Source organism: Streptomyces sp. NPDC029151 (genome assembly GCF_055564315.1).
Genome location: NZ_JBVHWQ010000002.1, coordinates 872,862 through 895,210 on the forward strand (window position 1 = coordinate 872,862; position 22,349 = coordinate 895,210).

Genomic DNA, 22,349 nt, shown 5'->3' on the forward strand with positions numbered 1-22,349 from the left:
CCCTCGCGGCCCGGAGGGGGAGAGGGATTCGGGAGGTCCGCCCCCGGGAGAGGGGATCGCATGCGCAGCAGCTCCAGGCTCGGCGACACCGCCATAGCCGCGGTCACCGTCGTGGCCCTCGGTTCGGGGGTGTGGCTGCTCGGCGGCGGCGCCGTCGATCACACGCCACCGCAGCCGGCCGCCGCCGAGGGCCGTTTCGACCCCGCTGACGAGCCGGGCGCGGCCGCCGCGCTGGCGCCGTCCCCGCCGGTCCGCATCCGCATCCCCGCGATCCGCGTGAACGCCCCGCTGACGGGCCTGGCCCTCACCCGTTCCGGCAACCTGGACGCGCCGCCCGCCAAGGAGAAGAACCTGGCCGGCTGGTACGAGGCCGGCACCACCCCGGGGGAGACGGGCACCGCGATCGTCGCCGGCCATGTCGACAACACCGAGGGGCCCGCCGTCTTCTACGACCTCGGGGCGCTGAAGCGGGGCGCTCGCATCGAGGTGGACCGCCGGGACGGCAGCGTGGCCGTGTTCACCGTGGACGCGGTGGAGGTGTACTCGGCGCGGAACTTCCCCGACGAGAAGGTGTACGGCGCGGCACCCCGGCCCGAGCTCCGCGTCATCACCTGCGGCGGAGGGTACTCGCGGACCACCGGCTACCAGGGCAACGTGGTGGTCTTCGCCCATCTGACGGGAAGCCGCTGAAGAGGGCCCGTTGTCAGTGGGCCCGGGTAGGGTCCCTCCCACATCGCACACACGGATTCTTCACGGATTCTTCTGGGGGGCCTGCCATGGGTGACACCGACACCAGCACGCACGAGGGGTTCACGGCCGAGGAGCGGGCCGCGATGAAGGAGCACGCGCAGGAGCTGCGGACGGCGGCGCGCCGCGGCTCGCGCGCGGAGAAGGCGGCGCAGGCGGAGCAGGACGTGCTCGCGAAGATCGCCGAGATGGGGGACTCGGACCGGACCCTGGCCGAGCGGGTCCACGCCGTCGTCACGGCCGCCGCCCCGGACCTCGCGCCGAAGCTCTGGTACGGCATGCCGGCCTACGCCCGGGACGGCAAGGTCGTCTGCTTCTTCCAGAGCGCGGCGAAGTTCAAGTCGCGCTACGCCACGCTCGGTTTCAACGACGCGGCCCGGCTGGACGAGGGCTCGATGTGGGCGACGGCCTTCGCGCTGACCGAGGTGACACCGGAGGTGGAGGCGCGCATAGCCGCCCTCGTGGCACAGGCGGTGCGCTGAGGCGCCACCCCCTCCCCACCCCCGCCCCACCCGGGTCTCCGCCTCACATCCCGGGCCGCCGCCCGATGAGGGCAGCGTTCCTGCCGGGAAACAGACGTGATGCTGCCGGGTAACGTCCGGGCCGCAGTCTCGGGGCATGACCTCGAATACGCGTGTGGTGGTGATCGGCGCCGGCCTCGCGGGCGTACGGCTCGCCCGGCGGCTCGGCGAGCTGGGTGTGCCCGTGCTGCTCGTCGGCGACGAGGAGCACGCGCCGTACAACCGGGTGCTGCTGGCCGAGGTACTCGCCGGCCGGTACGCCCCGGAGGTGATCGCCCTCCCGCCGCACGCCGGCCTGCTGCGCGCCCGGGTCACCGGCATCGACCGGGCCGCCCGGACCGTCGACTGCGCCGACGGCACGTCGCTCGCGTACGACACGCTGGTCCTGGCCACCGGCTCCAACCCGGTGCTGCCCCCGCTGCGCGGCCTGTTCACGACCGGCCACCAACTCCCCGAGGGCGTCCACGCGTTCCGCACCATGGACGACTGCCTGGGCCTCGCCAAGGCCGTGCGGCCCGGGGTGCGGGCGGTCGTCATCGGCGGCGGGCTGCTCGGCGTCTCCGCGGCCCGTGCGCTCGCCGTGCGCGGCGCCCAGGTGGTGCTCGCCCAGCAGGCCGAGCGGCTCATGGAGCGCCAGCTCGACCCGGACGCCTCCCGGCTGGTGCTGCGGCACCTCACCGACCTGGGCGTCGAGACGCACACCGAGTGCCGGGTGCGGGACGTGCGCTGCGTCGCCGGCGCGGTCCGCTCGGTGGAGCTGGCCGACGGCTACGCCCTCGACGCCGACCTCGTGGTCCTCGCCTGCGGCGTACGGCCCCGCACCGGTCTCGCGGAGCAGGCGGGCCTCGCCGTGCACCAGGGCGTCCTCGTCGACGACGCGCTGCGCACCTCCGACCCGCACATCCACGCCGTCGGCGACTGCGCCCAGCACGACGGCACCGTCTACGGACTGGCCGCCCCGGCCCTGGAACAGGCCGACGCGCTCGCCGGGCTGCTGGCGGGAGACACCCGGGCCCGCTACACCGGCACCCGCTCCCTGACCCGGCTGACCCTCACCGGTCCCGGCTCCCCCTTCGACCTGGCCGCGTTCGGCGAGACCGAACCCCGCCCCGGTGACGACGTCGTACGGATCGCCGACGCCACCCGGGGCACCTACCGCAAGGTCGTCGTCCGTGACGACCGCCTGGTCGGCGGGGTCCTCGTCGGCGAACTCGGCACCGTCGGCGCGCTCGCCCGTGCCTGGGAGGGAGCAGAGCCGCTCCCCGACGACGGCCCCCTGCTCCACCTGCTCACCAACGACGGAGGCTCCTGAATGACCGCCACCCCGGGGGCCACCCCCACGATCGCGCTCGTCGGCCACGGCATGGTCGGCCAGCGCTTCCTCGAAGCGATCGCCGAGCGCGGCCTGACCGCCACGCACCGCGTGGTCGTGCTGTGCGAGGAGCCGCGTCCGGCGTACGACCGCGTGCAGCTCACCTCGTACTTCTCGGGGCGGACCCCCGAGGACCTCTCCCTGACCGACATGGCGTTCATCGAGGACCACGGCATCGAGCTGCACCTCGGCGACCCGGCGGAGACGATCGACCGCGAGGCGCGGACGGTGACCGCCCGCTCGGGCCTGGTCGTGGACTACGACGTCCTCGTCCTGGCCACCGGCTCCTACCCGTTCGTACCGCCGGTCCCGAACAAGGACGCCACCGGCTGCTTCGTGTACCGGACCATCGAGGACCTGCTGGCCGTCGAGGAGTACGCGGGGACCCGGGCGACGACGGGTGCCGTGGTCGGCGGCGGCCTGCTCGGCCTGGAGGCCGCCGGCGCGCTCAAGGGCCTCGGACTGAACACGCACATCGTGGAGTTCGCGCCGCGCCTGATGCCGGTGCAGGTGGACGAGGGCGGTGGCGCGGCCCTGCTGCGGACCGTCGAGGAGATGGGCCTGGCCGTCCACACCGGTGTGGGCACCCAGGAGATCGTGACGGACGCCGACGGTGCCGTCACCGGCATGAAGCTGTCCGACGGCTCCGAACTCGCCACCGACCTGGTGGTCTTCAGCGCCGGCGTCCGCCCCCGCGACCAGCTGGCCCGCGCCTGCGGCCTCACGGTCGGCGAGCGCGGCGGCATCGCGGTGGACGAGCAGTGCCGTACCGTCTCCGACCCGCACGTCTTCGCGATCGGCGAGTGCGCGCTGGCCGCCGACGGCCGGGTGTACGGCCTGGTCGCGCCGGGCTACGAGCAGGCGGAGACGGCCGCGGCCGCCATCGCCGACGACGAGGCCTCCTTCACCGGTGCCGACCTGTCCACCAAGCTGAAGCTGCTCGGCGTGGACGTCGCCTCGTTCGGCGACGCGCACGGCACCACCGAGAACTGCCTGGACGTCGTCTACTCCGACTCGCGCGCGGGCCTGTACAAGAAGCTGGTCATCGGCGCGGACGGCACGCTGCTCGGCGGCATCCTGGTCGGTGACGCCGAGGCGTACGGCACCCTGCGCGCGCTGACCGGCTCGGTGCCGCCCGTCGCCCCCGAGTCGCTCGTCCTGCCCGCCGGAGCGGGGTCGGGGGCTCAGCTCGGCCCGTCCGCGCTGCCGGACGACGCGGTCGTCTGCTCCTGCCACAACGTCAGCAAGGGCACGATCCGCGGCGCGGTCACCGACCACCGGTGCACCACGGTGCCGGAGGTGAAGAAGTGCACCAAGGCCGGTACCGGCTGCGGCAGCTGCGTGAAGGTGCTGGGCCAGCTGGTCACCGCGGAGCTGGAGGCGTCCGGCGTCGAGGTCGACAAGGGCCTGTGCGCCTGCTTCTCCCAGACCCGCGAGGAGCTGTACGAGATCGTCCTCGCGCTGCGCGTCGCGTCGTACCAGGAACTGCTGGACCGCTACGGCCGCGAGGGCGCCCGGGGCGGTGACGGCTGCGAGGTGTGCAAGCCGGCGGTCGGCTCGATCATCGCCTCCCTCGCCCCCACGATCGGCGCGAGCGGGTACGTCCTGGACGGCGAGCAGGCCGCGCTCCAGGACACCAACGACCATTTCCTCGCCAACCTGCAGAAGAACGGCTCGTACTCGGTCGTGCCGCGCATCCCCGGCGGGGAGATCGCGCCGGAGAAGCTGATCGTGATCGGGGAGATCGCCCGGGACTTCGGTCTCTACACGAAGATCACCGGCGGCCAGCGGATCGACATGTTCGGCGCCCGGGTGGAGCAGCTGCCGCTGATCTGGGCGCGACTGGTGGACGCCGGCTTCGAGTCGGGGCACGCGTACGGCAAGGCGTTGCGCACGGTGAAGTCCTGCGTGGGCTCCACCTGGTGCCGGTACGGCGTGCAGGACTCCGTCAGGATGGCGATCGACCTGGAGCTGCGCTACCGGGGGCTGCGGTCCCCGCACAAGCTGAAGTCGGCGGTCTCCGGCTGCCAGCGCGAGTGCGCCGAGGCCCAGTCGAAGGACTTCGGGGTGATCGCCACCGCGAACGGCTGGAACCTGTACGTCGGCGGCAACGGCGGCGCCACCCCCCGTCACGCCGACCTGCTGGCCCAGGACCTGTCGGACGCCGAACTGGTGCGGCTGATCGACCGGTTCCTGATGTTCTACATCCGCACCGCCGACCGCCTGGAGCGCACCAGCACCTGGCTGGAACGCATCCCCGGCGGCCTGGAGCACGTGCGGGACGTGGTGGTGCACGACTCGCTCGGCATCTGCGACGAGCTGGAGAGGCTCATGCGGGCGCACGTCGCGCACTACCGCGACGAGTGGGCGGAGACCGTCAACGACCCCGAGAAGCTGGCCCGGTTCGTGTCCTTCGTGAACGCACCGGACACCCCCGATCCGGTCGTCTCCTTCGTCCCCGAGCGCGACCAGATCAAGCCCGACCTGCCGCTGCTGACCATCGGCCTGCGGCCCGCCGACGACATCCTGGAAGGAAGCGCCCAGCGATGACCCTCACCGCCCAGACGACCACCCTGAAGGTCCAGCTCCAGCTGGCCGGTGCCTGGTTCACGGTCTGCGACCTGGACACGCTGGTACCGGGCCGCGGGGTGGCCGCCCTGCTGCCGGACGGCCGCCAGGTGGCGGTCTTCCGGGACCGCGCGGACCGGCTGTACGCCATCGACAACCGCGACCCGTTCACCGGCGCGGCCGTCCTCTCCCGCGGCCTGACCGGCACCCACGAGGGCCGCCCGTTCGTCGCGTCCCCGCTGCTGAAGCAGCGCTTCGACCTGGCCGGCGGGCAGTGCCTGGACGACGAGGGCGTACGGGTGACGGCGTACGAAGTCCGCGCGGCCTGAACATACTTGACTGATCGTTCCAGAAAAACCTAGGCTGCCCGTGTGGCCAGGACCAAGGAATTCGATCCGGACGCCGCGCTGCAGTCAGCTCTGGAGCTGTTCTGGCGGCGCGGCTACGAGGCGACGTCGATGGCCGACCTGGTGACCCACCTGGGCATCGGCAAGGCGAGCCTGTACGCCACCTTCGGCAGCAAGCACGAGCTGTACCTGAGGGCACTGGAGCGCTACGAGCAGTCGGGCCTCGCGCCGATCGTGGACGAGCTGTCCCGGCCCGGGCCCGCCCTGCCGGCCGTACGCGCCCTCGTCCGGCGCTACGCCCGGGAGGCGGCGGACGAGCGGCTGCGGCTCCAGGGCTGCATGGTCACCAACACGGCGGCCGAACTGGCCCCGCACGACCCGGCCGCGGCCCGGCGCGTGGAACGCAACTGGGACCAGCTGGAGACGCTGCTGCACTCGGCGCTGGTCCGCGCCCGCGGCCAGGGCGAGCTGCCGGCCGGCCGCGACCCGCTCGCCGTGGCCCGCACCCTGCTGGTGCTGATGCAGGGCCTGCGGGTCGTCGGCAAGGCGTCGGCCGACCCGGCCCGGGTCCGGGACGCCGCGGAACAGGCCCTGACCCTGCTCGACTGAGACACGCCCTCCACCCGGGGGGCGTTTTTCCCGCCCCGATATTGAACCGAACGGTCAAGAAAAAGGGAGTCCATGATGTCGTACCGCTTCACCGGCCGCACCGCCCTCGTCACCGGCGCCGGCTCCGGGATCGGCCGGGCCGTCGCCCTGGCGTTCGCCGCCGAGGGTGCCCGGGTCGTCGTCGCCGGGCGGCGCCTGCAGCCCCTGGCGGAGACCGTCCGGCTGATCGAGGAGCAGGGCGGCAAGGCCCTCGCCGTGTCCGCCGACGTCTCCCGCGCGGCCGACGCCGAGGCGCTGGTACGGGCGGCGGTGGAGCACTTCGGCTCGCTCGACGTCGCCGTCAACAACGCGGGCGTCTTCCGCGGCGGCCGGCCGCTCGCGGACCTCCCCGAGGAGGACTGGCACGAACAGCTCGCGATCAACGTCACCGGCGTCCACCTGGCCCTCCAGGCCCAGATCCGGCAGATGCGCACCCAGCCGGCGGGCGGCGCGATCGTGAACGTCTCCTCCACGTTCGGCCGGCACGCCTCCTCCCCCGGCGCCACCGCCTACTCCGCGACCAAGGCCGCCGTGACCGCGCTCAGCCGGGGCGCCGCCCTGGACCACATCGGGGACGGCGTCCGGATCAACGTGGTCAGCCCCGGCGCCACCGACACCCCCATGTCCCTGCGGCCGGGCGAGACGGAGGCGGAGCGGACCGAGCGGGCCCGGGCCACCCTCCCGCTCGGCCGGATCGCCGCCACCCGGGAGGTCGCCGCCGCCGTCCTCTACCTGGCCTCCGACGACGCCGCCTCGGTCGTCGGCACCGACCTGGTCGTGGACAGCGGCGCCACCGCCTGAGCCGCCTTGTCGGTCTGCGTCAGTCGATCCCGGACCGCTCCACCCCCGCCACGATCCACCGCTGGAAGCACAGGAACACCACCAGCAGCGGCAGGATCGACACGGCCGCCGCGACGAACAGCTCGTGCAGCCGTACGACCTGGGCCGTGGTGTACGAGGACAGGACGACCTGCACCGTCCAGGCGCTCTGGTCCTGCCCGATCACCAGCGGCCACAGGAAGGAGTTCCACGCACCGAGGAACACGATGGTCCCGACGGCCGCGAACACCGGCCGCGTGTTCGGCACGACGACCAGCCAGTACGTCCGCCAGTACCCCAGCCCGTCGAGCTGCGCCGCGTCCTCCAGCTCCCGCGGGAACCCGAGGAAGTACTGGCGGAAGACGAAGCAGGCGAACGCGGAGAACAGGGTCGGCACGATCAGTCCGCGCAGCGTGGAGACCCAGCCCAGCGACGACACCAGCACGAAGCTCGGCACGAAGGTGACGGCCGCCGGCACCAGCAGGGTCCCCAGGATGGCGTGGAAGACCTTGTTCGCGTGCCGGTACGGGATGCGGGCGAGCCCGTAACCGGCGAGGGAGGCCAGGAGCAGGGTGCCGAGGGTGGTGGCGACGGCGATCAGCGCGGAGTTGAGCAGGGAGCGGGCGAAGGGCACGGAGGAGTCCGCGAAGACCTCGCGCACGTTCGACCACCTCACCTCGCGCGGCAGGAAGGTCCACCCGGGCGAGGTGATGTCCCGGTCCCCCGCCAGCCCGTTGCGCACGAGCAGGTAGAAGGGAACCAGGAAGAGGAGGGCGAGGACGATCAGCACCACCACCCGCAGCGCCCGCCCGACCCGCACCAGGCCGTCATCCATCGCCCTCCCCCTTCCCCAGCCCGAACCAGCGCGCCTGCGCCACCGTGACGACGGCGATGACCAGCGCGAGGAGCACCGCGCCCGCGCTGCCGAGCCCTAGGTCCTGCCCCTGCCCGAGGGCGGTGTAGTAGAGGTAGACGAGCGGTGGCCGGGCGTACGGCGGATAGCCGCGGGCGTCGGACAGCAGGTTGTAGAACTCGTCGAAGGCCTGGAAGGCGTTGGCGACGAGCAGCAGCACCACCGCGACCGAGGTGGCCCGCAGCTGCGGGAGCGTGATGTGCCGCAGCACCGTCCAGCCGGGCCGGGCCCCGTCCACGGCCGCCGCCTCGTACAGCACCGGGTCGATCCGCTGCAGCCCCGCGAGGAGGAGAATCATGTAGAACCCGGCTTGCAGCCACAGCCGTACGGTCACGACGACCAGCCAGTACCAGGGCGGATCCGTGCCGGCCAGCCAGGCGACGGGTTCGCCCCCGAACCAGCCCAGCACGGTGTTGGCCAGCCCGAACCGCACCCCGTTGAAGATCGACATCTTCCAGATCAGCGCGGCGACGACATAACTGCACGCGGCCGGAAGGAAGAACACGGACCGGAAGAAGGCCCGGGCCCGCCGGACCCGGTTGACCATCAGGGCGAGGGAGAGCGAGACGGCGTAGGTGACGGGCACGATGAAGGCGGTGAAGGCGAGGAAGGTCTCCAGACTGCCGACGAACGCGTCGTCCCGCAGCATGGCCGCGTAGTTGCCGAGCCCGACGAAGTGCGTGGGCGTGACGGTGTTGTGGGCGTCGAAGAAACTGAGCGCCACGCTCCACAGCAGCGGTACGTAGGTGAACAGGGCGAGCCCGAGCGCGAACGGCCCGACGAACACCCAGAACCAGAGCGTTCTGGTGCGTCTCATCGCTTCTTCTTCACCCGGGCCAGCTCCTCCGACACCTTCCGTACCACCTTCCGCACCTCACGCTCGGGACTCGCCCCGCTCCGGATGATCCGGCTGAGCGCGTCCTGGTAGGCGGTCTGGGCGGCCGGGGTCCACAGCAGGGGCTGGGCGTACCCGTGGTCGGTGGCGAAGCGCACGGCTTCGGCGGCCGGGCCCGTGGCGAGCCGGGTGGCCTTCCTGGCGAGGGAGACCCGAGCGGGGATGTGCAACCCGTAGGACAGCGCGAAGTCCTGCTGGAGGTCGGTCCGTTCGACCCACAGCCACTTCACGTACTCCTTGGCCGGCTCCCGGTGCCTGCTGCGCGCGTTGACCGCGGCGCCGTAGGCCCCGACGGGCACCGAGGGCCGGCCGTGACCGCCGTCCCCGGGGAAGGGCAGCACCCCGAAGTCGTCGCCGAGCTCCCGTCGTACCCGGGGCAGCGCCCACAGCCCGGACCACTGCATGGCGGTCAGCCCCTGGACGAAGGCGGACGGGTCGGCCCAGTCGCCGGGGGCACCGAGGAGGAGGGACCCGTCGGTGTGGAACCGGCGCAGTTTGCCGAGGGTGCGGGCGGCGGCGGGTTCGTCGAAGCCGGTCTCGCCGTCCTCGGTGACGAGCTGGAGCCCGGCCGCGTACAGCGGAGTCCCTCCGAGTGCCCCCGCTCCCCCGTCGTTCCCCAGGAACAGCCCCTTGACCCCGCCCCCGCTGAGTGCGCGGGCCGCGTCCACGAGGGCGTCGAGACTGGTGGGCGGCTCGACTCCGGCGTCCTGGAGCAGGCTCTTCCGGTAGTAGAGCAGCTGCATGTCGATGACCTGCGGAACGCCGTACACCCTCCCGCCGTACGTCTTGGGTGCGAGCACGGCCGGATTGAAGTCGTCCCTCACCCCCTCCACCACCTCGGTCAGGTCGAGGACCTGCCCGCCCTGGATCTGGTCGAGGGTGGGCCCGTTGACCTCGAACACATCGGGCCCGGAGTCGGTGAGCAGCGCGGCCGCGGTCTGCTGGTCGTAGTTCCCCGGCCGCCACTGCACGGAGACGCGCGCCTTCTCGAACCCGGCGGCGTACCGCCGGACGGCCTGCTCGGTCCCCGGCTCGCCGTACTGGTGGTACCACTGCACGAGCCCGGCCCCCGAGCCCCCGCCGCCCCGCCCGGTGTCCGACCCGCAGGCCGTGAGCGAGGCGGCGCCGGCGGCCGCGCCCAGCAGGCCCCTCCGTGTGATCGTCATCGTGTGCCCCCTGGTGTCCGTCACCGATGCACAGTCCAACGATCAACCGCGCGGGCCGATTACGTAAGGCGAGTTGCGGTCGTGTCCCGGCCGCGCGCCGGGGCGGCTCGGCGCGCGGTCCGTCGGGGGACGGCGGACGCACCGGAGGGGCGACACCCGCCGCACCGGGATGTCGCCCCTCCTCTTTCGTGCGCCGGGGCCGCCGCCGATCGGTGAGGGTCGGGGACCGACGGCGGCTCCGGGGTTCGGGGAGGTCAGCGGTGGTCGCTGCCCTCCGACTGGGTGGCCGCGCGGCCGGCCTCGAGGCGGGCGACCGGGATGCGGAACGGGGAGCAGGAGACGTAGTCCAGACCCACCTGGTGGAAGAAGTGGACCGACTCCGGGTCGCCGCCGTGCTCGCCGCAGACGCCGAGCTTGAGGTCGGGGCGGGTGCGCCGGCCGGCCTCCGCGGCCGCCCTCACCAGGGAGCCGACGCCGTCCTTGTCGATCGTCTCGAAGGGGGAGACGCCGAAGATGCCCTTCTCCAGGTAGGCGGTGAAGAAGCTGGCCTCGACGTCGTCGCGGCTGAAGCCCCACACCGTCTGCGTCAGGTCGTTCGTGCCGAAGGAGAAGAACTCCGCCGCCTCCGCGATCTGGCCGGCCGTGAGGGCGGCGCGCGGAAGCTCGATCATCGTGCCGATCGCCAGCTTCAGCTTCGTACCCGTCGCCGCCTCGACCTCCGCGATGACCTGGTCGGCCTCCTCGCGGACGATCTCCAGCTCCTGGACCGTGCCGACGAGCGGGATCATGATCTCGGCGCGCGGGTCGCCCTTGGCGTTCTTGCGCTCGGCCGCGGCCTCCGCGATCGCCCGGACCTGCATCGTGAACAGGCCGGGGATGACCAGGCCGAGGCGGACACCGCGCAGGCCCAGCATCGGGTTCTGCTCGTGCAGGCGGTGGACCGCCTGGAGCAGACGCAGCTCGTTCTCGTGGGGCTCCTGACGGGACTCGGCCAGGGCCACGCGGACCGAGAGTTCCGTGATGTCCGGGAGGAACTCGTGCAGCGGCGGGTCCAGCAGACGGACCGTCACGGGGAGGCCGTCCATCGCCTCGAAGAGCTCGACGAAGTCCTTCTTCTGCAGGGGCAGCAGCTCCCGCAGGGCGGCCTCGCGCTCCTCCTCGGTGTCGGCGAGGATCAGCGTCTCGACCATCTCCCGGCGCTCGCCGAGGAACATGTGCTCGGTGCGGCACAGACCGATGCCCTGGGCGCCGAAGCGGCGGGCGCGCAGCGCGTCCTCGGCGTTGTCCGCGTTGGCGCGCACCCGCAGGCGGCGCTTGCGGTCGGCGAAGGCCATCATGCGGTGGACGGCCTCGACCAGCTCGTCCGCGTCGTCCGCGCCCGGGTGCATCCGGCCCTCGAAGTACTCCACGACGGGGGACGGGACGACCGGGACCTCGCCCAGGTAGACCTTGCCGGACGAGCCGTCGATGGAGATGAGGTCGCCCTCCTCCACGACGTGTCCGCCGGGCACGGTCATGCGGCGGCGCTTGGTGTCGACCTCCAGCTCCTCCGCGCCGCAGACACAGGTCTTGCCCATGCCGCGGGCGACGACGGCCGCGTGCGAGGTCTTGCCGCCGCGGGAGGTGAGGATGCCCTCCGCCGCGATCATGCCGTCCAGGTCGTCGGGGTTGGTCTCACGGCGGACCAGGATGACCTTCTCGCCCGAGCGGGACCACTTCACCGCCGTGTACGAGTCGAAGACCGCCTTGCCGACCGCCGCGCCCGGGGACGCGGCGATACCGCGCGCCACCTGCTCGGACTTCGCCTGCTCGTCGAAGCGCGGGAACATCAGCTGCGCCAGCTGGGCGCCGGTGACGCGCTGCAGCGCCTCCGTCTCGTCGATCAGGCCCTGGTCGACGAGCTGGGTGGCGATGCGGAAGGCCGCGCCGGCGGTGCGCTTGCCGACCCGGGTCTGGAGCATCCACAGCTGACCGCGCTCGATCGTGAACTCGATGTCGCAGAGGTCCTTGTAGTGGTTCTCCAGCGTCTCCATGATCTGCATGAGCTGGTCGTACGACTTCTTGTCGATCTGCTCCAGCTCGGCGAGCGGGACGGTGTTGCGGATGCCCGCGACGACGTCCTCGCCCTGCGCGTTCTGCAGGTAGTCGCCGTAGACGCCCTGGTGGCCGGAGGCGGGGTCACGGGTGAAGGCGACACCGGTGCCGGAGTCCGGGCCCAGGTTGCCGAAGACCATCGAGCAGACGTTGACGGCCGTGCCCAGGTCGTGCGGGATGCGCTCCTGGCGGCGGTACAGCTTGGCGCGGTCGCCGTTCCAGGAGTCGAAGACCGCCTTGATGGCGAGGTCCATCTGCTCGCGCGGGTCCTGCGGGAAGTCCCGGCCGGCCTCCTTCTTGACGATCTTCTTGAAGGTGGTGACCAGTTTCTTCAGGTCGGCGGCCTCCAGGTCGGTGTCGACCGTGACCTTCTTGGCGTCCTTGGCCTTGTCGAGGGCCTCCTCGAAGAGGTCGCCGTCGACGCCGAGGACGGTCTTGCCGAACATCTGGATGAGGCGGCGGTAGGAGTCCCAGGCGAACCGCTCGTCGCCGGCCTGGGCGGCCAGGCCCTGCACGGACTTGTCCGAGAGGCCGATGTTCAGGACGGTGTCCATCATGCCGGGCATGGAGAACTTGGCGCCGGAGCGGACGGAGACCAGAAGCGGGTCGTCGGCCTGGCCGAGCTTCTTGCCCATCTTCGCTTCGAGGGCGTCGAGATGCGCGCTCACCTCGTCACGCAGTGCCGCGGGCTCCTCACCGCTCTCCAGGTAGACCTTGCAGGCCTCCGTGGTGATGGTGAAGCCGGGAGGGACCGGCAGACCCAGGTTGGTCATCTCGGCGAGATTGGCACCCTTGCCGCCGAGGAGGTCCTTGAGGTCCTTGTTGCCCTCGGTGAAGTCGTAAACGAACTTCGCTACGTGGGGTTCTTTGTTTTCCGACACGGGTCTCGACTCCTTGAGGCCACGGTGGCTGCCCTGACGGCCAGGAACATACCCAGATCGAAGGTTCCTGGGTACGTCCACTTGCGCGTCATGCGCCTGTAACCACTCGTCCGCCAGCGGATCGAAAGTCAAGGCTTGGCAAGCGAAGCCAGCCGTATGTTTTCACTTCTTGAAGACAAGCGCGCCCACAGGTGCGGTTTCCCGCTCATATGAGCAGCCTCCGACGCGACTGAGTTCGATCGATGAACGATCAAGGGGTGGCACCGAGTGCCACCCCTTGAGGAAGTGCAGTCGCGCATGATCCGCTCATCTGAGCGCGACCCTTATCAAGGGTGGCGAGAATCACGCTGCCACACACCGCCCCGTTTCACCATGCGGACCCTCCCGCGGACCGGTGGGACGGGCGGAAAACCCCGCGTCAGACGCCCATCTCCGACAACCGCTCCTCCGCCCGCTGCGGCGCGTACAGATGCTCCACCACCAGCGCCCCCGCGCCGACCAGCCCGGCCCGGTCGCCGAGCCGGGAGGTGAGGACGTCCAGGTGGGCCGTGGAGCGGGGCAGCGCCCGCTGGTAGAGCAGCTCGCGCACCCCGGTCAGGAAGGGCGTTCCGGCCAGATCGCCCGCGATCATCAGCACGCCCGGGTTGAGCAGGGACACCACCGTCGCCAGCACGTCCCCGACCGCGCGCCCGGCCTCCCGGGCCAGCGCGGCGGCCTCCGGGTGCCCCGCGGCCAGCAGGTCCCGCACGTCCGCGCCGGAGGCGGCCGGCACCCCGGACGCGGCCAGCCGCCGGGCCACGGCACCGCCGCTCGCGACCGCCGCGAGACAGCCGTACGACCCGCACCGGCACAGCGCGTCGGCACCGACGCGGATGTGCCCCAGGTCGCCGGCGCCGCCGTCGGCCCCCCGGTAGATCGAGCCGTCCACGACCACCCCGGCGCCGATGCCCGTGGACACCTTCACCAGCACGAAGGCCGAGCAGTCGGGGTGTCCGGTGCGCTGTTCGCCGTACGCCATGAGGTTGGCGTCGTTGTCGACCAGGACCGGGACCGAGGGGGCTCCGGTGTGCTGGGTGAAGGCACGGGAGAGCCGGCCGGTTATGTCGTAGCCGTCCCAGCCCGGCATGATCGGGGGCTGGACCACGCGGCCGGTCGTGCTGTCCACCGGGCCCGGCACCGCGAGCCCGATCCCGCAGACCTCCTCGCCCCGGTGCCCGGCCTTGGTCAGCAACTCGGCGAACCAGTGGCCGAGTTCACCGAGGACGGCTTCCGGGCCGTCCTCGACCACCAGTGTGCCGCCGTGTTCGGCGAGGACCTCCCCGGTCAGGGAGAGGACGGCCGCGCGGGCGTGCCGGGTGTCCAGGTCGGCGGCGAGGACCACCGCGTGGGAGTCGTCGAACTCCAGGGTGATGGAGGGGCGTCCGCCGAGCGGTGAGCCGACCGGGCCGCCGGCGCCCTCGCGCAGCCAGCCCGCCCGGAACAGCCGGTCGAGGCGCTGGCCGACGGTGGCCCGGGACAGCCCGGTCGCCTGCTGGAGCGCGCCACGCGTCACGGCCCGTCCGCTGCGCACCAGTTCGAGCAGATCGCCGGCGCCGGCCTGGTTCCCGCCCTTGCCGGTCCTTCCCGGACGTCCCGTCATGCGCACCCCCTTGTGTTCATCAAGCCTGCATTACATAGTGAGTTTTGCGTGTTAAATAGACGTAACCCAACGGTGATTGCAGCCAAACCCGGTCGCCCGGACGTCATCGGGGAGCCCCGAGTGGATCGCACTGCCCAGCTCACTGCACGTCCCGCCCAGCGGGAGACCGCGTACGATCCACCGGCCGCACCGGCGGCCACGGCGTCCCCGCCCGCCGGAGCGGCCGAGGTGCTGGAGGCCAACTGGACGGGCGGCTCGACCGTGCCGTCCCGGAACCTGTATCCCCACCAGTGGTCCTGGGACTCGGCGTTCGTCGCCATCGGGCTGCGGCACCTCTCCCCGCTGCGGGCCCAGACGGAGCTGGAGTCGCTGCTCGCGGCCCAGTGGGGTGACGGCCGGGTCCCGCACATCGTGTTCAACCCCTCCGTCCCGCTCGACGCCTACTTCCCGAGCCCCGACTTCTGGCGCTCCTCCACCGCCGGACGCACCGCCGGCGCCCCGCGCACCGTACAGACCTCCGGCATCGTGCAGCCACCGGTGCACGCGCTGGCCGCCTGGCTGGTGCACCGCGCCGACCCGGAGCTGTCCCGGGCCCGCGGCTTCCTGGCCCGCCTGTACCCGCGTCTGGCCGCTTGGCACCGGTATCTGCTGCACCGCCGGGACCTGGGCGGCGGCGGCCTCGCGTCCGTGGTCCACCCGTGGGAGCAGGGCATGGACAACAGCCCCTGCTGGGACGCCCCGCTGGCCCGGATCACCCCGGCCCCGGCCCGCTCCTTCCGCCGCGCCGACCTCGACCACGGGGCCGCCGAGGACCGGCCGACGGACCTGGACTACGGGCGGTACGTGCGGCTGGCCGCCGACTACCGGGACGGTGGATACGCGGACGGGGGCGGGCGGTTCGCCGTGGAGGACCCGGCGTTCAACGCGCTCCTCATCGCCTCCGAGCACGCCCTCGCCCACATCGCCGGCGAACTGGGCGCGGCCGGCTCGGCCCGGCACGCGCGCGCCGAACGGCTGACGGCGGCGCTGGTGGAGCGGCTGTGGGACGCGGAGGCCGGGATGTTCCTGTGCCGGGACCTGCGGGGCGCGGGCCTGGTTCCCGAGCGCGGCGTCTCCGGCCTGGTCCCGCTGCTGCTGCCCGGACTCCCCCGGGACATCGCCGCCGCGCTCGTCCGCACCGTGACCGGACCGCACTTCGCGCTCGGCGACCGCACCCGGCTGGTACCGAGCTACGACCTCCTCGGCGAGGCCTTCGACCCGCACCGCTACTGGCGCGGACCGGCCTGGTTCAACACCGCTTGGCTGCTGGAGCGGGGCCTGCGCACACACGGCGAGCGGGAGCGGGCCGACGCCCTGCGGGAGGCGGTGCTGGACCTCGCCACCGCCACCGGTTTCGCCGAGTACGTCGACCCGTTCACCGGCGAGGCCTGCGGCGCCACCGGCTTCAGCTGGACGGCGGCCCTCGCACTCGACCTGCACCACCGGCGCGCCGCACCGCCGGAGCGCCCGGCGGAGGACCGGCGGAGCCGGGACCGGGACCGGCGGGACCGGAATCCGGTGCGCCGGGAGCGGCCCCCGCAGCGTCAACGGCTGGACAAGAGCCCACAAAGACTGGACAAGGGCGCAGAGAACGACGTACCCCCCACGGGCAGCGCACCGTTCGACAGGAGTGACAGAGGAGGGGACCGGGGATGACGGACCGGCATCATCTGCTCGTGCACGGCGCCACGTTCGCCGCCGTGGGCGACCGTGGCGACATCAGCGGGGTGCGGGGCGGCGGCAGCCCGGACGGGCTGTTCGTCCGGGACGCCCGGCACCTCAGCCGCTGGCAGCTCACCGTCGACGGCGCGGTGCCCGAGGTGCTCACCCCGGTCACCGACGGGGACGCGACCCGCTGCGTCCTCGTCCCGCGCGGCGGCCCGCAGGAGCCCCCGGCCCACACCCTCTTCCGGGAACAGGCCGTGGGCGACAGCTCGTTCGTGGAGTCGGTGAAGGTGACCGGCAACCGGCCGGTGCCCACCACCGTCCGGCTCGCGCTCACCGTCGACGCCGACTTCGCCGACCAGTTCGAACTCCGCTCCGACCACCGCACCTACGCGAAGGCCGGAGCCGTACGCTCCCGCGAGGTCCTCGACGACGGCGTCGAGTTCACCTACCGGCGCGCGGAGTGGTGCTCCCGCACGACGATCACCGCCGACCCGGCCCCCGACGCCGTGGAGGAGACCGGCACCGGCGCCCGCCGCCTGGTGTGGACCCTCGGCCTCGGCCCGCACGGCACCACCGAGCTGCTGCTGCGGGTGATCGCCCGCCCGCACGGCGAGCGACGCACACTGCGCGTGCCCCGCGACCCCGCCGCCGTGCGGGAGCAACTCCTGGCCAGGGAAGCCGAGTTCATGGAGGGCGTGGCCTTTCCGGCCGGCTGGCCGGAGCTGGCCGCCGCCTGCGCCCGGGGCCTCGCCGACCTCGCGGCGCTCCAGGTGCCGGCCACCGGACCCGACGGCGAGGAGCTGCGCGTACCGGCGGCCGGCGCGCCCTGGTTCCTCACCCTGATGGGCCGCGACGCGCTCCTCGCCTCCCTGTTCGCCCTGCCGTACCGCCCCGGGCTGGCCGCCGCCACCCTGTCCGCGCTCGCCGCGACCCAGGCCACCGGCACCGGCGGCTCTCCCGCCGCCCAGCCCGGCAAGATCGTGCACGAGGTACGGCACGGCGAGCTGGCCCACTTCGGCCAGGTGCCGTTCCGCCGCTACTACGGCTCGGTCGACGCCACCCCGCTGTTCCTGGTCCTGCTCGGCGCCTACGTCGAACAGACCGGGGACACGGACCTGGCCCGCCGCCTGGAGCCGCACGCCCGCGCGGCGATCGGCTGGATGCTGGACCACGGCGGCCTCACCTCGCGCGGCTACCTCGTCCACCGCGCCGACGCGGGCGGCCTCGCCAACCAGAACTGGAAGGACTCCCCCGGCGCGATCTGCTGCGCCGACGGCTCCCGGCCCACCGGCGCGGTGATGGCGGCGGGCGCCCAGGGCTACGCGTACGACGCGCTGCGCCGCACGGCGGGGGTGGCCCGGTCGGTGTGGGCGGACGCGACGTACGCCGCGCTGCTGGAGCAGGCGGCGGCCGACCTGCGGGACCGCTTCCAGCGGGACTTCTGGATGCGGGAGCGGTCCTTCCCGGCGCTGGCGCTGGACGATCGGGGCCGGCAGATCGACGCGCTGGCCTCCGACGCGGGGCACCTGCTGTGGTCGGGCCTGCTGGACAAGGAGTACGGGGAGGTGGTGGGCCGGCGGCTGCTGGAGCCGGACTTCTTCTCCGGATGGGGCGTCCGCACGGTCGCCGCCGGACAGCCGGCCTACCACCCGCTGTCCCACCACCGCGGCTCGGTCTGGCCGCACGACAACGCGCTGATCGCCCTGGGACTCGCCCGCTACGGGCTGCACGACGAGGCCCGCACCGTCGCCCACGCGCTGATCGACGCGGCCACGGGGGGCGGGCACCGGCTGCCGGAGGTGCTGGCGGGCTACGGACGCACCCCGCAGGGCCCACCGGTGCCGTATCCGCGCGCGTGCGGCAGGGAGGCCCGGTCCGCGGCGGCGCCCCTCGCCCTGCTGACGGCGGTGGGAGGCGCCTGAGGGGCCGGGGGATTGACCAGCTGTTTGCCCAACCGTCGTGAACGGGGGTTTCCCGCGGGCCGTACGGGAGGGCATGAGTGCGCTCCAGTCAGCCGAGGAGACCGTCCCCGACGAGGTCACCGCGCCCGTGCCCGGGCCGCGCTGGCGGGAGCGGTACCCCACCGCCGCTCAGGCCTTGTCCGTCACCGTCACCGTCCTCGCCGCCGCCCTCGTCGTCGCCGCGCTGGTGATGCCCGGCACGGTGGTCCGGCTGGGGCCCGCGACGTTCCTCCGCATACCCGCGGAAGCGGTCGTCGGGGCCGCCGTGCTGCTCGCGCTGCCGCGCCGGCCCCGGGTGGTGGTGGCGGCGGTGTCCGGGGTGCTGCTCGGGGTCATGACCGTGCTGAACGCCCTGGACATGGGGTTCAACCAGTACCTCGGCCGCAGTTTCAACGTCGTCCTGGACTGGAGCCTGTTCGGCGACGCGGAGTCGTATCTGGAGGACTCCCTGGGCCGTACGACCACGATCGCCGCGGTGGCCGGGGTGATCGCCCTGGTCCTGCTGCTGTTCGTGCTGCTGGCGCTGTCCGTGATCCGGCTGGGCAACCTCCTCGCCCGGTATCCCGGGACCGCGACGCGGGGCACGCTGGTCGCCGGGGTCGTCTGGATCACCTGCTCCTCCCTCGGCCTCCAGGTGGCCGGCGTGCCGCTCGCCTCCGACCGCACCGCGACCGCGCTGAAGGCCCAGGCCCGCCGGGTCTCGGCCACGCTGAGGGACGAGGCGGAGTTCGAGAAGGTGGCCCGGGTCGACGCGTTCGGGAACACGCCGGGCAGCCAGCTGGTCCCCGACCTGCGCGGCAAGGACGTGGTCTTCACCTTCATCGAGAGCTACGGCCGGAGCGCGATCGAGGACCCGGTCATGGCGCCCGGCGTCGACCGGACCCTCGACATCCGCACCAAGGCCCTGGCCGGGGCCGGCTTCCACGCCCGGAGCGGCTGGCTGACCTCGGCGACCTACGGCGGCAGCAGCTGGCTCGGCCACTCCACCACCATGTCGGGCCTGTGGATCAGCAACCAGCAGCGCTACCGCACGGTCATGGCCAGCGACCACCTCAGCCTGACGGAGGCGTTCCGGAAGACCGGCGCGTTCGACACGGTCGGGGTCATGCCGGGCGTGCAGAAGGGGTGGCCGGAGCAGAAGTGGTACGGCCTGGACAAGGTGTACAACGCCTTCCAGCTCGGCTACCGGGGCCCCAAGTTCAGCTGGTCGACCATGCCCGACCAGTACGCGCTCCAGCAGTACCAGGAACGGGTGCACAGCAAGCCGCCGGCCAAGGGCAGGTCACGGATGTCCCTGCTCATCCTGACCTCCAGCCACCAGCCCTGGGCGCCCATCCCGAAGCGGGTCGACTGGGACCGGCTCGGCGACGGCTCCGTCTTCAAGGGCATCGAGGCGGCGGGCAACAAGGCGGAGGACGTCATCGCCGACAGCACCCGGTCCCGTGAGGAGTACGGCAAGTCGATCCAGTACTCGGTCACCGCGCTGACCGAGTGGCTGGAGCGCTACGGCACCAAGGACACCGTCCTGGTCTTCCTCGGCGACCACCAGCCCATCGCCCGCGTCAGCGGCAACCACGCCAGCCGCGACGTCCCGGTGTCGATCGTCGCCAAGGACCCGAAGCTGCTCGACAAGATCGCCGACTGGAACTGGACGAACGGCCTCCGCCCCGCCCACGACGCCCCGGTCTGGAAGATGAGCTCCTTCCGCGACCGCTTCCTGCGGGCCTACGGCTCCACTCCGCATCCCAGGAAGGGCTGACGGCCCGCCTCAGCCGGCCGGGCCGGAGCCCCGCGGGCGGACGGTCACCCGCCCGACGTGTCGAGTTCGGCGTCCTCCGTGACGCCCGCGCAGTCGTACGGGTCCTTCAGCCAGCCGTCCGGCAGTACCACCCGGTTGTTGCCGGACGTGCGGCCGCGGGGGCCCTCCGCGCCGGACGGCCACGGCTGGTCCAGGTCCAGTTCGTCGAGGCCGGCCCGCAGCTCCTCCAGGGACGACGTGATCGCGAGCCGCTTGCGCATCTCGGAACCGACCGCGAAGCCCTTCAGGTACCAGGCGACGTGCTTGCGGAAGTCGACCACGCCCTTGGTCTCGTCGCCGCTCCACTCACCGAGCAGCGTGGCGTGCCGGACCATGACGGCGGCGACCTCGCGCAGGGACGGCCGCACGTAGTCCTCGGTGCGCCCCTCGAAGGCGGCCACCAGGTCCGCGAAGAGCCACGGCCGGCCCAGGCAGCCGCGGCCGACCACGACCCCGTCGCAGCCGGTCTCCCGCACCATCCGCAGCGCGTCCTCGGCCGACCAGATGTCGCCGTTGCCGAGCACGGGGATCTCCGGCACGTGCTCCTTCAGCCGGGCGATGGCGTCCCAGTCGGCGGTGCCGCCGTAGTGCTGGGCGGCCGTACGGCCGTGCAGGGCGATGGCCGTCACCCCCTCCTCCACGGCGATGCGGCCGGCGTCGAGGTAGGTGATGTGGTCGTCGTCGATGCCCTTGCGCATCTTCATGGTGACGGGAAGGTCACCGGCACCGCTCACGGCCTCCCTGAGGATGGCCCGCAGCAGGTTCCGCTTGTACGGCAGCGCCGAGCCGCCGCCCTTGCGCGTGACCTTCGGCACCGGGCAGCCGAAGTTCAGGTCGATGTGGTCGGCCAGGCCCTCCTCCGCGATCATGCGGACGGCCTTGCCGACGGTCGAGGGGTCGACGCCGTACAGCTGGATCGAGCGCGGCTGCTCGCTCGCGTCGAACCTGATCAGCTGCATGGTCTTCTCGTTGCGCTCGACCAGCGCCCGGGTCGTGATCATCTCGCTGACGAACAGGCCCTTGCCGCCGCTGAACTCCCGGCACAGGGTCCGGAAGGGCGCGTTGGTGATCCCCGCCATGGGTGCGAGCACGACGGGCGGCGTCACGGCGTGCGGTCCGATGGAGAGCGGGTGGGTCATCGTCAGGGCTCCGGGACGGATCTACGGCGACAGGGGCGAGGGTCCATTGTCCCTCATCCGGCCGGCCGCTCGTCCGGCAGCTCGGCCAGCCGCTGCAGCCGCTCCTCGCTCTCCTCGTCCGCGGGCAGGTAGGCGACCACCCGGTGGGCCGGGGCCTGTGGCGCCAGCCACATGTTCCGGTGCTCCAGCCGGACCAGCCCGACCACCGGGTGCCGGTACCGCTTGACGTGCGGGGACATCGGCGCCACCTCGTGCCGTTCCCACAGCTCGCGGAACTCGGCGGAGACCCCGAGGAGCCGGTCCAGCCGCTGCTTCCACGCGGGCTCGGCCACATGCTCGGCCATGGCCGCCCGGTATTTCGCGATGAGGTCCCGCAGCATCTCGTCCCGGTCCAGGAAGTCCCGCCTCCAGCGCGCGCTGGTGGTCAGCAGCCACAGGCAGTTCCGGTCGGCCGGGGGCAGCTCGGCGGGGTCGCCGAAGAGCTGGGCGAAGGGGCGGTTGGCGGCGAGGACGTCGTAGCGGGCGTTCTGGAGGGAGGCCGGGTAGGGAGCGAGGCGTTCCACGACCTTCAGGGCGGTCTTCGACGCGACCGGGCACTCGGCCTCGGCGCGCGGGTCGGCGGTCCCGGCGAGGGCGAACAGGTGGGCGCGCTCGGCGGGATCCATGAGCAGGGCCCGGGCGACGGCGTCCAGCACCTGCGCGGAGACGTGGGCGGCCCGGGCCTGTTCGATCCACGTGTACCAGGTGATGCCGACCGCGGAGAGCTGGGCGACCTCCTCGCGGCGCAGCCCGGGGGTGCGGCGGCGGGTGCCGCGGGGCAGGCCCACCTGCTCCGGGGTGATCCGCTCGCGCCGGCTGCGCAGGAAGGCGGCCAGTTCCCGCCGCCGGACCTCGGTGTTCCGCTCGGGTGCCCGCGTCGCCTCGGTCACCTCGGGCGCCTCGCCTGTCCGCGGCGTCCGGGGCGCCCGGGCCCGTCCCTGCCTCTGCTCCGCCGTCTGCTCGGTCTGCTCGGTCTGCCCGGGCGCTGCGGTGGTCATGGCACCAGGGTGCCGTCCGGCCGTCACCCCGTTCCAGGTGGTGCCAGTACCTGGACAACCGCCGCCTGGTACCCGGCTGGGGCCTGCCGCAGGGTCG

Annotated in this window: 17 protein-coding genes; 10 read left to right on the forward strand and 7 right to left on the reverse strand. The window is 72.7% G+C overall.

What is annotated here, in order from left to right; translation table 11 throughout:
- The first annotated feature begins 60 nt into the window (after positions 1-60).
- The 7 genes from ACZ4VF_RS11690 (at position 61) to ACZ4VF_RS11720 (ending at position 7,004) form a co-directional block, all read left to right on the forward strand.
- Entirely contained in the window at positions 61-690 is a 630-nt protein-coding gene (locus tag ACZ4VF_RS11690) for a class F sortase (RefSeq protein ID WP_467925148.1), read from the forward strand.
- Between the two features lie 86 nt (positions 691-776).
- Positions 777-1,229, forward strand: a complete 453-nt coding sequence (locus tag ACZ4VF_RS11695) for an iron chaperone (RefSeq protein ID WP_467925150.1) — start codon at positions 777-779, stop codon at positions 1,227-1,229.
- A 136-nt stretch (positions 1,230-1,365) separates the two neighbouring features.
- Positions 1,366-2,580 carry an NAD(P)/FAD-dependent oxidoreductase gene (locus ACZ4VF_RS11700; protein ID WP_467925152.1) on the forward strand — a complete coding sequence of 405 codons (1,215 nt, stop codon included), beginning with the start codon at positions 1,366-1,368 and terminating at the stop codon, positions 2,578-2,580.
- Positions 2,581-5,190, forward strand: a complete 2,610-nt coding sequence (gene nirB / locus ACZ4VF_RS11705; RefSeq protein ID WP_467925154.1) for a nitrite reductase large subunit NirB — start codon at positions 2,581-2,583, stop codon at positions 5,188-5,190. It abuts the gene before it with no gap.
- Positions 5,187-5,537, forward strand: a complete 351-nt coding sequence (gene nirD / locus ACZ4VF_RS11710; RefSeq protein ID WP_467925156.1) for a nitrite reductase small subunit NirD — start codon at positions 5,187-5,189, stop codon at positions 5,535-5,537. The genes nirB and nirD overlap by 4 nt, the downstream gene beginning before the upstream one ends.
- A 42-nt stretch (positions 5,538-5,579) precedes the next feature.
- Positions 5,580-6,164, forward strand: a complete 585-nt coding sequence (locus tag ACZ4VF_RS11715; protein WP_467925158.1) for a TetR/AcrR family transcriptional regulator — start codon at positions 5,580-5,582, stop codon at positions 6,162-6,164.
- Between the two features lie 72 nt (positions 6,165-6,236).
- Positions 6,237-7,004, forward strand: coding sequence for an SDR family NAD(P)-dependent oxidoreductase (locus ACZ4VF_RS11720; RefSeq protein ID WP_467925160.1), 768 nt, complete (start codon positions 6,237-6,239; stop codon positions 7,002-7,004).
- A gap of 19 nt (positions 7,005-7,023) precedes the next feature.
- On the opposite strand, the gene ACZ4VF_RS11725 is transcribed toward ACZ4VF_RS11720, so the two are convergent.
- From ACZ4VF_RS11725 to ACZ4VF_RS11745, 5 genes are all read right to left on the reverse strand, one after another.
- Complete coding sequence (locus ACZ4VF_RS11725; RefSeq protein WP_467925162.1) at positions 7,024-7,857, reverse strand: carbohydrate ABC transporter permease; 834 nt, start codon at positions 7,855-7,857, stop codon at positions 7,024-7,026.
- Positions 7,850-8,752 carry a carbohydrate ABC transporter permease gene (locus ACZ4VF_RS11730; RefSeq protein WP_467925164.1) on the reverse strand — a complete coding sequence of 301 codons (903 nt, stop codon included), beginning with the start codon at positions 8,750-8,752 and terminating at the stop codon, positions 7,850-7,852. Before ACZ4VF_RS11730 ends, ACZ4VF_RS11725 begins: the two co-directional genes overlap by 8 nt.
- A complete protein-coding gene (locus ACZ4VF_RS11735) occupies positions 8,749-9,996 on the reverse strand; it encodes an ABC transporter substrate-binding protein (protein WP_467925166.1) in 1,248 nt (415 codons plus the stop codon). The genes ACZ4VF_RS11730 and ACZ4VF_RS11735 overlap by 4 nt, the downstream gene beginning before the upstream one ends.
- A 254-nt stretch (positions 9,997-10,250) precedes the next feature.
- Positions 10,251-12,971 (reverse strand): pyruvate, phosphate dikinase, encoded by a 2,721-nt coding sequence (ppdK, locus tag ACZ4VF_RS11740; RefSeq protein ID WP_467925168.1) that lies wholly within the window; start codon positions 12,969-12,971, stop codon positions 10,251-10,253.
- 418 nt (positions 12,972-13,389) lie between these two features.
- Positions 13,390-14,610 carry an ROK family transcriptional regulator gene (locus ACZ4VF_RS11745; RefSeq protein ID WP_467925170.1) on the reverse strand — a complete coding sequence of 407 codons (1,221 nt, stop codon included), beginning with the start codon at positions 14,608-14,610 and terminating at the stop codon, positions 13,390-13,392.
- A gap of 120 nt (positions 14,611-14,730) precedes the next feature.
- On the opposite strand from ACZ4VF_RS11745, the gene ACZ4VF_RS11750 reads away from it, so the two are divergent.
- The 3 genes from ACZ4VF_RS11750 to ACZ4VF_RS11760 all read left to right on the forward strand — a co-directional run bounded on the left by ACZ4VF_RS11750 (position 14,731) and on the right by ACZ4VF_RS11760 (position 20,037).
- Positions 14,731-16,305 (forward strand): MGH1-like glycoside hydrolase domain-containing protein, encoded by a 1,575-nt coding sequence (locus ACZ4VF_RS11750; RefSeq protein ID WP_467925172.1) that lies wholly within the window; start codon positions 14,731-14,733, stop codon positions 16,303-16,305.
- Positions 16,302-18,239 carry an amylo-alpha-1,6-glucosidase gene (locus tag ACZ4VF_RS11755; protein ID WP_467925174.1) on the forward strand — a complete coding sequence of 646 codons (1,938 nt, stop codon included), beginning with the start codon at positions 16,302-16,304 and terminating at the stop codon, positions 18,237-18,239. The genes ACZ4VF_RS11750 and ACZ4VF_RS11755 overlap by 4 nt, the downstream gene beginning before the upstream one ends.
- Before the next feature lie 73 nt (positions 18,240-18,312).
- The gene (locus ACZ4VF_RS11760) at positions 18,313-20,037 is read left to right on the forward strand and encodes an alkaline phosphatase family protein (RefSeq protein ID WP_467925176.1); all 1,725 of its coding nucleotides are present in this window, start codon (positions 18,313-18,315) and stop codon (positions 20,035-20,037) included.
- 44 nt (positions 20,038-20,081) lie between these two features.
- Here ACZ4VF_RS11760 and dusB read toward each other — a convergent pair whose 3' ends face one another.
- Positions 20,082-21,215 carry a tRNA dihydrouridine synthase DusB gene (gene dusB / locus ACZ4VF_RS11765; RefSeq protein ID WP_467925178.1) on the reverse strand — a complete coding sequence of 378 codons (1,134 nt, stop codon included), beginning with the start codon at positions 21,213-21,215 and terminating at the stop codon, positions 20,082-20,084.
- A 53-nt stretch (positions 21,216-21,268) separates the two neighbouring features.
- Positions 21,269-22,252 carry a helix-turn-helix transcriptional regulator gene (locus tag ACZ4VF_RS11770; protein ID WP_467925180.1) on the reverse strand — a complete coding sequence of 328 codons (984 nt, stop codon included), beginning with the start codon at positions 22,250-22,252 and terminating at the stop codon, positions 21,269-21,271.
- Positions 22,253-22,349: the final 97 nt, after the last annotated feature.

Excerpts from the sequence above, each read along its gene's own strand:
- dusB (WP_467925178.1), bottom strand. The coding sequence starts at position 21,215 with ATGACCCACCCGCTCTCCATCGGACCGCACGCCGTGACGCCGCCCGTC.
- nirB (WP_467925154.1), top strand. The coding sequence starts at position 2,581 with ATGACCGCCACCCCGGGGGCCACCCCCACGATCGCGCTCGTCGGCCAC.
- nirD (WP_467925156.1), top strand. The coding sequence starts at position 5,187 with ATGACCCTCACCGCCCAGACGACCACCCTGAAGGTCCAGCTCCAGCTG.
- ACZ4VF_RS11770 (WP_467925180.1), bottom strand. The coding sequence starts at position 22,252 with ATGACCACCGCAGCGCCCGGGCAGACCGAGCAGACCGAGCAGACGGCG.
- ACZ4VF_RS11745 (WP_467925170.1), bottom strand. The coding sequence starts at position 14,610 with ATGACGGGACGTCCGGGAAGGACCGGCAAGGGCGGGAACCAGGCCGGC.
- ACZ4VF_RS11730 (WP_467925164.1), bottom strand. The coding sequence starts at position 8,752 with ATGAGACGCACCAGAACGCTCTGGTTCTGGGTGTTCGTCGGGCCGTTC.
- ACZ4VF_RS11725 (WP_467925162.1), bottom strand. The coding sequence starts at position 7,857 with ATGGATGACGGCCTGGTGCGGGTCGGGCGGGCGCTGCGGGTGGTGGTG.
- ACZ4VF_RS11720 (WP_467925160.1), top strand. The coding sequence starts at position 6,237 with ATGATGTCGTACCGCTTCACCGGCCGCACCGCCCTCGTCACCGGCGCC.
- ACZ4VF_RS11760 (WP_467925176.1), top strand. The coding sequence starts at position 18,313 with ATGAGTGCGCTCCAGTCAGCCGAGGAGACCGTCCCCGACGAGGTCACC.
- ACZ4VF_RS11755 (WP_467925174.1), top strand. The coding sequence starts at position 16,302 with ATGACGGACCGGCATCATCTGCTCGTGCACGGCGCCACGTTCGCCGCC.
- ACZ4VF_RS11695 (WP_467925150.1), top strand. The coding sequence starts at position 777 with ATGGGTGACACCGACACCAGCACGCACGAGGGGTTCACGGCCGAGGAG.
- ACZ4VF_RS11700 (WP_467925152.1), top strand. The coding sequence starts at position 1,366 with ATGACCTCGAATACGCGTGTGGTGGTGATCGGCGCCGGCCTCGCGGGC.
- ACZ4VF_RS11735 (WP_467925166.1), bottom strand. The coding sequence starts at position 9,996 with ATGACGATCACACGGAGGGGCCTGCTGGGCGCGGCCGCCGGCGCCGCC.
- ACZ4VF_RS11690 (WP_467925148.1), top strand. The coding sequence starts at position 61 with ATGCGCAGCAGCTCCAGGCTCGGCGACACCGCCATAGCCGCGGTCACC.